The sequence below is a fragment of the Candidatus Thiodiazotropha sp. AKIB8 genome (assembly GCF_058244675.1).
The window spans coordinates 20,348-30,042 of sequence record NZ_JBSYOO010000008.1 but is presented as its reverse complement, the minus strand read 5'-3'; the positions used below and the strand labels follow the sequence as shown (position 1 = coordinate 30,042).

At 46.8% G+C, this 9,695-nt stretch carries 8 protein-coding genes; 7 read left to right on the top strand and 1 reads right to left on the bottom strand.

Features of this window, described 5'->3' with window-relative positions; genetic code table 11:
* Positions 1-654 precede the first annotated feature (654 nt).
* The 6 genes from AC4IFB_RS01285 to AC4IFB_RS01260 all read left to right on the top strand — a co-directional run bounded on the left by AC4IFB_RS01285 (position 655) and on the right by AC4IFB_RS01260 (position 8,048).
* On the top strand, positions 655-1,275 hold the full coding sequence (locus AC4IFB_RS01285) for a CDP-alcohol phosphatidyltransferase family protein (RefSeq protein ID WP_490776306.1): 621 nt from the start codon (positions 655-657) through the stop codon (positions 1,273-1,275).
* The gene (locus tag AC4IFB_RS01280; protein WP_490779149.1) at positions 1,272-2,201 is read left to right on the top strand and encodes a phosphatidate cytidylyltransferase; all 930 of its coding nucleotides are present in this window, start codon (positions 1,272-1,274) and stop codon (positions 2,199-2,201) included. Before AC4IFB_RS01285 ends, AC4IFB_RS01280 begins: the two co-directional genes overlap by 4 nt.
* A gap of 6 nt (positions 2,202-2,207) precedes the next feature.
* Positions 2,208-2,849 (top strand): lysophospholipid acyltransferase family protein, encoded by a 642-nt coding sequence (locus tag AC4IFB_RS01275; RefSeq protein WP_490776308.1) that lies wholly within the window; start codon positions 2,208-2,210, stop codon positions 2,847-2,849.
* 278 nt (positions 2,850-3,127) lie between these two features.
* The gene (locus tag AC4IFB_RS01270; RefSeq protein ID WP_490779148.1) at positions 3,128-5,104 is read left to right on the top strand and encodes a putative bifunctional diguanylate cyclase/phosphodiesterase; all 1,977 of its coding nucleotides are present in this window, start codon (positions 3,128-3,130) and stop codon (positions 5,102-5,104) included.
* A 300-nt stretch (positions 5,105-5,404) separates the two neighbouring features.
* Positions 5,405-6,802: a Si-specific NAD(P)(+) transhydrogenase gene (gene sthA, locus AC4IFB_RS01265; RefSeq protein ID WP_490776310.1), complete on the top strand. Its 1,398-nt coding sequence runs from the start codon at positions 5,405-5,407 to the stop codon at positions 6,800-6,802.
* 124 nt (positions 6,803-6,926) lie between these two features.
* The gene (locus tag AC4IFB_RS01260; RefSeq protein WP_490776311.1) at positions 6,927-8,048 is read left to right on the top strand and encodes a methyl-accepting chemotaxis protein; all 1,122 of its coding nucleotides are present in this window, start codon (positions 6,927-6,929) and stop codon (positions 8,046-8,048) included.
* Between the two features lie 184 nt (positions 8,049-8,232).
* Here AC4IFB_RS01260 and AC4IFB_RS01255 read toward each other — a convergent pair whose 3' ends face one another.
* A complete protein-coding gene (locus tag AC4IFB_RS01255) occupies positions 8,233-8,547 on the bottom strand; it encodes a DMT family transporter (protein WP_490776312.1) in 315 nt (104 codons plus the stop codon).
* A gap of 377 nt (positions 8,548-8,924) precedes the next feature.
* On the opposite strand from AC4IFB_RS01255, the gene AC4IFB_RS01250 reads away from it, so the two are divergent.
* On the top strand, positions 8,925-9,293 hold the full coding sequence (locus AC4IFB_RS01250; protein ID WP_490776313.1) for a 2Fe-2S iron-sulfur cluster-binding protein: 369 nt from the start codon (positions 8,925-8,927) through the stop codon (positions 9,291-9,293).
* The last annotated feature ends 402 nt before the right edge of the window (positions 9,294-9,695 follow it).

Genomic DNA, 9,695 nt, shown 5'->3' with positions numbered 1-9,695 from the left:
GATAGTACCGTAGGGTGGGGCCATGCCCCACCAGATAAGGTGAAAAACAGAATAAAGCTGGTTCTCTAGTCATTCAAGTTCTATCCCATCCACCCACTTGAGCGGGCCTCTATCGCTATTTGGTGGGGCATGGCCCCACCCTACACGATGTGTAAGGTTTTGCCCTCGTTCCCAATCTCTGAAAAGTGACTCGCCCAGATGGACGAAACAGTAGCTTGATAACTTGATGAAAATAGAGAGAGGGGACTAGCTTTAGATAGTACCGTAGGGTGGGGCCATGCCCCACCAGATAAGGTGAAAAACAGAATAAAGCTGGTTCTCTAGTCATTCAAGTTCTATCCCATCCACCCACTTGAGCGGGCCTCACTCGCTATTTGGTGGGGCATGGCCCCACCCTACGCGATGTGTAAGGTTTTTTGATCTCAATTTTGTGACCTATGGGATCAATTGAGAAATCAATAATTCTCAGGGATCTTTTCACAAATCTGAGACCAGGCCTTCTCTTTTAAGCTACCACTAACGAAGACATTGAATGGCCATATGAATTATAAACACACCCCCTCAACTGTCATTGCTTCCACTGTTTTAAATAAGCTAATATGATCTAAGTTACGTTCTCATGGACGAATATTCATAACAAATTAAGGAACTTTTATGCCCAGCATCTATGACTTGAAACCCCGTTTTCAGAGTTTGCTGCGTCCTCTAAACAGTTCCCTGGTCAAATTCGGCATCACTGCCAACATGGTCACCATCACCGCGATGTTGCTCTCAATAGCGCTTGGTGCTGCCATCGCAATCAATCCAGAAAACCGATTATTACTGCTGTTGATGCCACTATGGTTGTTTCTACGCATGGCTCTCAATGCCATCGATGGCATGCTCGCACGGGAGCATCAGATGCAGAGCCGACTCGGCGCTGTGCTGAATGAGATGGGGGATGTAATATCTGACTGTGCACTCTACCTGCCTATTGCCTTGCTCTCCGGGATCAATGCTCTACCCTTGATTGTGCTTGTTCTTGTCTCGGTAATGGTTGAGATGATGGGGGTGGTCGCTATCCAGATTGGCGCATCAAGACGATATGATGGCCCATTCGGTAAGAGTGACAGAGCCTTTGGATTCGGTCTGTTGTCTCTGTTGCTGGGTATTGGAATCGAAGCCGGCGCTTGGTCTGACTGGCTGCTTTGGGCCATGCTGGCTCTCTCCATTGTCACCCTGGTAAATCGTGCTCGTAGTGCTTTAAAAGAGTCACCCCAGGGAGATAGCCTGTGAGCAACCTCTCCTCTCCAGTGATCTGGGCCTTGGCTGGTGTCTATGGCTTGTTGATATTCTCAACCATCCTGGTCAAGGTACTTAGAAGTCAAACTGGATCAGATTACCAAGAACTCGGTGAGCGAATAAAATCCTGGTGGATCATGGTGGCGATCTTTACATTCGCTATCGCTGTTTCAACCACTATCTCCATTCTCTTCCTGGCATTCATCTCATTTCTGGCGTTTAAAGAGTTTCTATCGATGGTCCCTACACGCCAGGCAGACCGTCGGGTTATATTCTGGGGCTTTGTTGCTATCCCGCTACAATTCTTCTGGGTATCAGTCGGCTGGTATGGCATGTTTATCATCTTTATACCGGTCTATATGTTTCTGCTGATACCTGCCCGCATGGTACTCGCAGGCAAGACAGATGGTTTTCTTAAAGCAGCTGGCACGCTTCATTGGGGATTGATGACCACAGTATTCAGTCTCAGCCATGCCGCCTTTCTATTGGCTCTGCCATCTGAGAACAACCTGGCGGGTGGTGCCGGACTACTCTTTTTTCTGGTCTTCCTCACCCAGTTCAATGATGTTGCCCAATTCACTTGGGGCAAACTGTTTGGAAGACATCCTGTGGTCCCCAAGGTCAGCCCCAAGAAGACCATCGAGGGACTGCTCGGTGGGGTCTTGACCTCTGTATTCGCAGCATGGCTGATTGCGCCCTACTTGACACCACTGAACTCTCTAGAGGCTTTAGGCGCCGGCCTGCTGATTGGTATCAGCGGTTTTCTTGGTGATGTGGTTATCTCTGCCATCAAGCGCGATATTGGTGTAAAAGACAGTGGTGCACTAATTCCCGGACATGGCGGCATTATGGATAGAGTCGACAGCCTGACTTTTACTGCCCCCCTCTTCTTCCACTTCATCTACTATCTGCACTACTGAGTTCTCATGAACAGACTGTTGCAGCTTCTTTTTTTTATTCTGATTGTTAAACCGCTGGTTTTAGTCATTCTCGGCCTTAATGTTCGCAGAAAAGTTCACTTGCCAAAAGAGGGACCGGCAATCATCATCGCTAATCACAACAGTCATCTCGATACCATTGTATTGATGTCACTACTACCTCTGCGACTATTAGCAAAAGTTCGTCCTGTAGCGGCAATGGACTACTTTTTAAAGAACAGATGGCTTGCCTGGTTTGCCCTAAAAATAATTGGCATCATTCCGCTTCGACGATCGATCAAGACAAGTCACGATGATCCATTGGCAGAAGTTATTACTGCACTTGATAGTGACGATATACTGATACTCTTTCCTGAAGGCAGTCGAGGAGAACCTGAACAACTGGGGCGTTTCAAAACTGGTATTGCACATATTGCACAACGTCGCCCCGATGTGCCTGTCATACCTGTCTACCTTCATGGACTGGGAATGGCTCTTCCCAAAGGTGACTTCGTTCTGGTGCCCTTTTTTTGTGATGTCTTTGTAGGGGAAGCACTGTACTGGCAAGGGGATCGCAAAGCATTCATGCAAGCGTTGAGCGATCACATGAACACTCTCTCTGAAGAAGGAGAGTTTCCACCATGGGAATAGAGATTCTCTCTATCCAGTAATGCCCCAATATTTATAGATACAACTGCTGAGAAAAATACCCTTGAGAATGGTGCCCTGAAAACCTCAGCTGAAAATTGAAAACAGTATATAGTTATATCTATTCCATGAAGCTGCAAAGTCAGATACTCAGTCTCTATTCAGAGACCTTTGAATAGAGACTGAGCGTTTAGAGGTTCCTTAATCTGTTGATTTCTGACATTATCGTAGTATCTAAAAAAAATAGAAACGTAATCTGGTTTATACCGCCAATCAAACCCATGCAATACACAGAATCATCACCCGGCGATCCACCCGACTTTAAAGCCCGTATCAGTCAAAGGCAGGTTGAGTTGTCTTACACTGGCCTGCCTTCCGCACTGATCGCAATCATGATTAATGCCACCATAATCTTGATCGCCCAGTGGTCTGTGATCCGTTCCGAGATACTGGTTACCTGGTATCTCGCGATGCTGATTCTCACTCTCTATCGCTACTACACTTACCGCATCTATCACGCTCAAAAACCTGAAGATGGTTCGTTGAAGATCTGGCGACAGCGTGCCATATCGGGCACCCTGGCCTCAGGTGTTATCTGGGGATCAGCTGCATTTCTGCTGGTACCAATGGATCAGCAGTTTCACCAAACCATAATAATTGCTGCCTTGATTGGTATGGCTGCTGGTGGCGTTGTCTCACAAGCCACGCTACTTCCTGCTTCACTGGGTTATATTCTTCTGGTTATCGTCCCTCTACTGGCTCGCTTGCTCTCATTTGGTGGACCAGCAAATATCGGCCTGGGCATTATGACTTGCGTCTACCTGATCGTAATGAGTGTTGGGGCAATTCGTATTCATCGGAATTTATATGAAGCGCTTGCAATGGGCATCAGGCAACAGCATTCACGTAAGATAATAGAACACTTAGCCTATCATGATGCCTTGACCGACCTACCCAATCGACGCCTGCTGATCGAACGATTGACCAAAGATATCGCCCGTTCAGTCCATCACTCTCATATCGGTGCGCTGATTTTTCTCGATCTTGATAACTTCAAAACCCTAAATGATTCAATGGGACACCAACAAGGTGATGAACTGCTAAAACAGTTCGCTGGCAGACTCAATCACTGCCTTAGTGAAGAGGACACAGCAACACGTCTTGGTGGTGATGAATTTGTATTGCTGATGCCCGAGGTTGCAGACCAAGAACCTGGGGCTATCAATCTAGCCGAAGAGAAAGCCCAAACAATCCAACAGGCCCTCAGACATCCATTCCAGCTTGGTGGTAAAGAGATTCATATGTCAGCGAGTATCGGTATCGCGCTTTTTCCTATTCATGCTGACAATCCAAATGACCTGTTAAAGCGTGCTGATTTTGCCATGTATCAGGCAAAGTATGTTGGCCGCAACAGCATCAGTCTCTACAGTCCGGAGATGCAAGAGAAGGCAAATCTGTTAATGAGTCTTGAACAGGGGCTACGCACTGCCCTTAAAAATAACGACCTGGTTCTCCACTATCAGCCAATGGTCACGATGGATGGTAATATGATTGGCGCAGAGGCGCTGGTTCGCTGGCACCATCCACAGGACGGCCTGGTCGCACCAGACAATTTCATAGAATATGCCGAACAGAGTGGGCTAATTATCGAGCTAGGCAAACAGGTAGTGGAACTGGTCTGCCAGCATATCAATGCCCTGGAAGAGTCAAGATTGGTGGATGATGCGTTTAAGGTTTCCATAAATGTCAGCCCGCTTCAGTTTACTGAGCGAGAGTTCGTGGCGAATATCATGTCAACTATTAATAATCATGCCATTGATGCCAAACGCCTGACTTTTGAAGTAACGGAGCATGCGCTGATGCAGGATCTCGATGAAACGGTAAATAAGCTGGATCAGTTGCGCCAGGCGGGCTTCACCCTGGCCATCGATGATTTCGGTACAGGCCAATCATCTCTTGCGTATATTAAGAATCTGCCTATTGATGTAATTAAGATTGACCGAATGCTGATCAAAGACATCACCACTCAGGAGACTGATGCAATCATCGTTGAAGGAACGATCAGCATGGCAAGAAAACTGGGCATCAAAATTGTTGCTGAGGGTATTGAGGAGCAGCAGACATTAGATCGTCTTAAAAACTATGAATGCAATATTGTCCAAGGTGATCTGATCGCACCTGCAATGGAACTTGATGGATTTATGGAATTTTGCCGTGAATCAAAGCAGATTAACGATCAGCATCAATTAGGCAGATGACGGTGTTTATGATCCCCCCTCTCCCGCATGGGGAGAGGGGAGTAAGATCCCAGTTGCATACTCACCCTCCCCTTACCACTCTGATGATTTGTAATTGTTCTGCTTTTTATTCTCTACTGAGTAATGCTTTTACATCTCTCAAATCTCACTAGGGTCAGATAACAGAGAGATCGAATGTCCACTGACTTATGGGGTTCTGGCATCAATGTCTCTGGTTGATTTGATTTCGCAGTGAATGCTGCACCGCGAAATTACTGATAGACTGTTGCCTAGACAAGCTGAACCAATGGCGGAGTAGCAATGAGTGCAAAGCATTTTGATGTAGTAGTGATTGGCAGTGGTCCCGGTGGTGAAGGGGCTGCCATGAAGCTGGTAAAGAGCGGCAAGCGGGTAGCGGTAATCGAAGCACATGACAAAGTGGGCGGAGGATGCACCCATTGGGGCACGATCCCTTCCAAGGCACTTCGACACAACATTCAGTTGCTGCGCGACTATCGGAAGAATCCCCTCTTCCAACATACTCAGGATCAGATTCAGGTCGAATATTCCGATCTGCTTCAAGCTACCGGCAAGGTGATCAGCGAACAGGTGCGCAGTCGCCTGCGACACTATGCCCGAAATAGAATCGATGTCATTCATGGCAGAGCAAGATTCATCGATACTCACCGACTGGAGATCATGCAGGATCGGGGGGTGAGTGAAGAGGTCACAGGGGATCACTTTGTGATTGCAACCGGGTCGCGCCCTTACCATCCCAAGGATATCGATTTCAACCATCCCAGAGTATTGGATAGTGATTCGGTACTACGTCTCGACAGTACACCCGACTCCATCACCATCTATGGTGCTGGTGTGATCGGTTGTGAATACGCTTCGATCTTCTGCAATCTCGATGTCAAAGTTAATCTGGTCAACACCCGCGACCGCCTACTATCTTTTCTGGATGATGAAATCACCGATGCACTGAGTTACCACCTGCGTAACCAGGGAACCGTGATTCGCCACGACGAGGAGTACGAGCAGGTTGAACCAATGGATGACGGGGTCGTTCTGCACTGTAAGTCGGGTAAAAAATTCAAGACCGATGTTCTACTCTGGGCCAACGGACGCAGTGGTAATACTGAACAGATGGGACTGGAAGAGATAGGAGTCACTGTAAACCATCGTGGCCAGATCGAAATCGATAAAACCTATGCCACCTCACTACCCCATATCTATGCTGTGGGTGATGTGGTGGGCCCCCCTGCCCTGGCCAGTGCCAGTTACGATCAGGGTCGTTTTGTTGGTGCCCAGATAGCTACCGGTAGCGCAGACTGGCAACTCATCGATGACTTTCCAACTGGAATCTATACCCTGCCTGAGATCAGTTCTCTTGGCCGGACCGAACGGGAACTCACTGCCAGCAAGATCCCTTATGAGGTAGGCCAGGCCAGTTTCCGCACCATCGCGCGGGCGCAGATTACCGGTCATGATGTGGGTATGCTGAAGCTGTTGTTTCATCGTGAAACCCTGGAAATCCTTGGCATCCACTGTTTTGGCGAACAGGCTTCCGAGATTGTTCACATAGGGCAGGCCATCATGGCTCAACCCGGGGAAGCCAACAGTCTGCTCTATTTCGCAGAAACCACATTCAACTACCCAACTATGGCAGAAGCTTATCGTGTGGCTGCCCTGAACGGGCTGAACCGAATATTCTAAACTGGGTCTGGCCATCGTAGTCTGAAGATCTGGCCAGGCGCAGCCAAATATCCCTGCTAAAGCTATCAAGAAAACTGACGCTATCTATATCTAACTCTAAATGGATCGGCATGGAGATACCAGTATGGGATGGTTCAATAGGAAGGATAAGGCTCACATTGTAGAGCTTGAGTCGGAAAATAATAAACTGAGGGAGAAAGCTGCAGCACTTGAGGAACAACTGGACAGGCAGTCTGAAACCCTAACCTCACTTCAACAGCACTCATCCGGGGAGTCTCAACTCAATGAGTTGATGACCTTCGAAAACTCGCAGATGAAAGCTGGCTTGGGTATTATTCAATCCGACCTGGCCGATTCAGTCGTATCAGCAAAACACACCTTAAGCTGTGCTACGAATGTGCGCTCACATTTTACAGGTCTGACAACTGATATATCTCATATCACAGAGGCATTGGATGACCTCTCCAGACTCTCTACTCATGCAGAAGGCTCTGTAAAAAACATGTCTTCCCGCGCCACTGAAATCAGCTCAATTCTGGCATTTATAAGGGGCATTGCAGAGCAGACCAATCTCCTCGCTTTGAATGCAGCTATTGAAGCAGCGCGAGCTGGAGAGCAGGGACGAGGTTTTGCCGTAGTTGCTGATGAAGTACGAGGTCTTGCAGACAAGACACAATCAGCAATCAGTGACACCAACGATGTAATCCAATCCATGCAACAAAACGTGGAATCTGTTGGTGGTGACTCAACCCGACTGATCGAGTGTATTGACGATGTCCAGGGCAAGGTAAAAGGGTTCGAAGAGAACCTCAAAAACATCAATGAAGAGGTTAAAGGCTACTTTGGTGATATATCGGCAACAACTGACAGTGTTTTTATGGGGCTGGCAAAGCTGGACCATATGTTGTGGAAGGTAAACACCTATCTCTCAATCAATCACGGCGAAGCTGCATTTGAATTTGTCGATCACCACAACTGCAGACTCGGTAAGTGGTACTACGAAGGCGAAGGTGATGAGTTTTTCTCATCCTCACCCTATTACAAAGCGCTGGAACAACCCCATGAGATTGTTCATAAAACGACACATGATATTTTCAAACTCCTTCAGAGTGAACGAGATTACAGCGCACTGATGAACGCGCTTAAAACGATGGAAGAGAACAGCATGGAAGTTTTCAGAAAACTCGATGAAATCAAACAGAGCGCTGAATCAGAAGGTGAATCAAGATATTCCAACATTTTGTGAATCTAAGACCCATGGCGCTCACTTAACTGCTATTGGTGGGGCTGGACCCCACCCTACAATACGAGCCCGATGGGCACGAGCACTGGTTTTAATGACTTTGCAGGAAATTCGCTTATACCTATCAATGGGAAAAGGTTGAAGTGCAGTTATTGATAGTCCTGATTCAATCATCCTCCCGACACCCTCAAGAGACAAACTTTAAGCCAATAATCGAACCGATCAATGTTGATATAAAAAAGAGCCTCATCCCCGTCAGTGGCTCAGAAAAAAGTATGGCTCCAAGCACAACCACCCCAACAGCACCAATTCCTGTCCACACCGCGTAAGCTGTCCCAATTGGAATGATTTGCATTGCCTTTGTTAAAGCATAAAAAGAGAGCAATGCAGACAGAGCAAACAATATCGTATAGCCAGGCTTGGTAAAGCCATCCGACAGTTTTAAAAAAACGGCGAAAAATATTTCAAATAATCCCGCAGCTAACAACCATAACCAGGCCATTGATGACTCCAAAGCTATTTTATTGTAAAAACAGAGTGACACGCTTTCCAGATAAGATACAAATTAGTGCGCAAAGATTAAAGCTATTGAATCAAAAAAAGGACACAAGCCTCATAATGGTGCAAATATTATTTTACAGACTATTTATATAGATAAAACGCATCTTACTGGTGCATGAAATATTTATAATTACTATAACTCAACACCGCTTAAGCTTTATCTTGGTGCAAAAAAAATAGTGCTATCCATGAGGCATTTATTTTACGTATGATGCGCCATGTCCAAACAGTTAGCGTATGCCGCTAGCAGACTGAATGTCTGACTATGGACAAAGTAACTATCCTTTTTTTAAGTCATCAACACAGGTGGAGCACACAATGGCCACAATATATTTCTCCTCTCCCATTATGGGAAAAAACAAGAAAGTCTCTGCTATTGCAGGTAAACGCGATACCTTGCTCGCAGTAGCAAAGGAAAACAACATTAAAATTCCATTCGAGTGTCAGGATGGAGAGTGTGGCTCATGCCTGGTAAAGATTACCCATCTTGATGGAGATCACATCAAAGGGGCAATGCTGACAGATAAAGAGAGAACAGTTCTGAAGTCAATCGGCAAGCTACCAAAGCATGAGGAAGAGCGTGCGAATGTAAAAGACATACCCCCAACCTTTCGTCTCGCCTGCCAGACTGTGGTTACTGATGAAGACCTGCTGGTAGAATTTACTGGTGAGCCTGGCGGCGCATAAAGAAGTTTTTTTCAGAGATCCGGTATCCGTGCAGCAAACTTCATCCACTGGCAGAGGGTTGCAGCAAAGGAACATGATCAGCCACATCTTCTCTTTTTAATCACATCAAGGGATCTCCTGCTGGCGCTGTAAAAACTTCCGAATAGAAACCTCTGATCCTGCAAAGCGTCACAGCTATTGGGTAGTGGAGGCATATTCCCTCTCTGCAACTGCTCTCTTTCTTCGGGTGTGATGGTGTATGCTTCACGATCGCGCCTTTATTCCAGAAGAAGAGGTGTAAGAGCCCCTCTCCCTTGATGGGAGAGGGGTTGGGGAGAGGGTGTGCGCCAAACAATCTTTGTTATGCTGATTATTGATGTCGATGATGGCATTGATGAGCCCCCTTCTCCGGCCCACTCCAGC

What these genes read in the sequence shown, in the direction of transcription:
- AC4IFB_RS01285 (WP_490776306.1), top strand. Translation starts at nt 655, where the DNA reads ATGCCCAGCATCTATGACTTGAAACCCCGTTTTCAGAGTTTGCTGCGT.
- AC4IFB_RS01275 (WP_490776308.1), top strand. Translation starts at nt 2,208, where the DNA reads ATGAACAGACTGTTGCAGCTTCTTTTTTTTATTCTGATTGTTAAACCG.
- AC4IFB_RS01270 (WP_490779148.1), top strand. Translation starts at nt 3,128, where the DNA reads ATGCAATACACAGAATCATCACCCGGCGATCCACCCGACTTTAAAGCC.
- sthA (WP_490776310.1), top strand. Translation starts at nt 5,405, where the DNA reads ATGAGTGCAAAGCATTTTGATGTAGTAGTGATTGGCAGTGGTCCCGGT.
- AC4IFB_RS01260 (WP_490776311.1), top strand. Translation starts at nt 6,927, where the DNA reads ATGGGATGGTTCAATAGGAAGGATAAGGCTCACATTGTAGAGCTTGAG.
- AC4IFB_RS01255 (WP_490776312.1), bottom strand. Translation starts at nt 8,547, where the DNA reads ATGGCCTGGTTATGGTTGTTAGCTGCGGGATTATTTGAAATATTTTTC.
- AC4IFB_RS01250 (WP_490776313.1), top strand. Translation starts at nt 8,925, where the DNA reads ATGGCCACAATATATTTCTCCTCTCCCATTATGGGAAAAAACAAGAAA.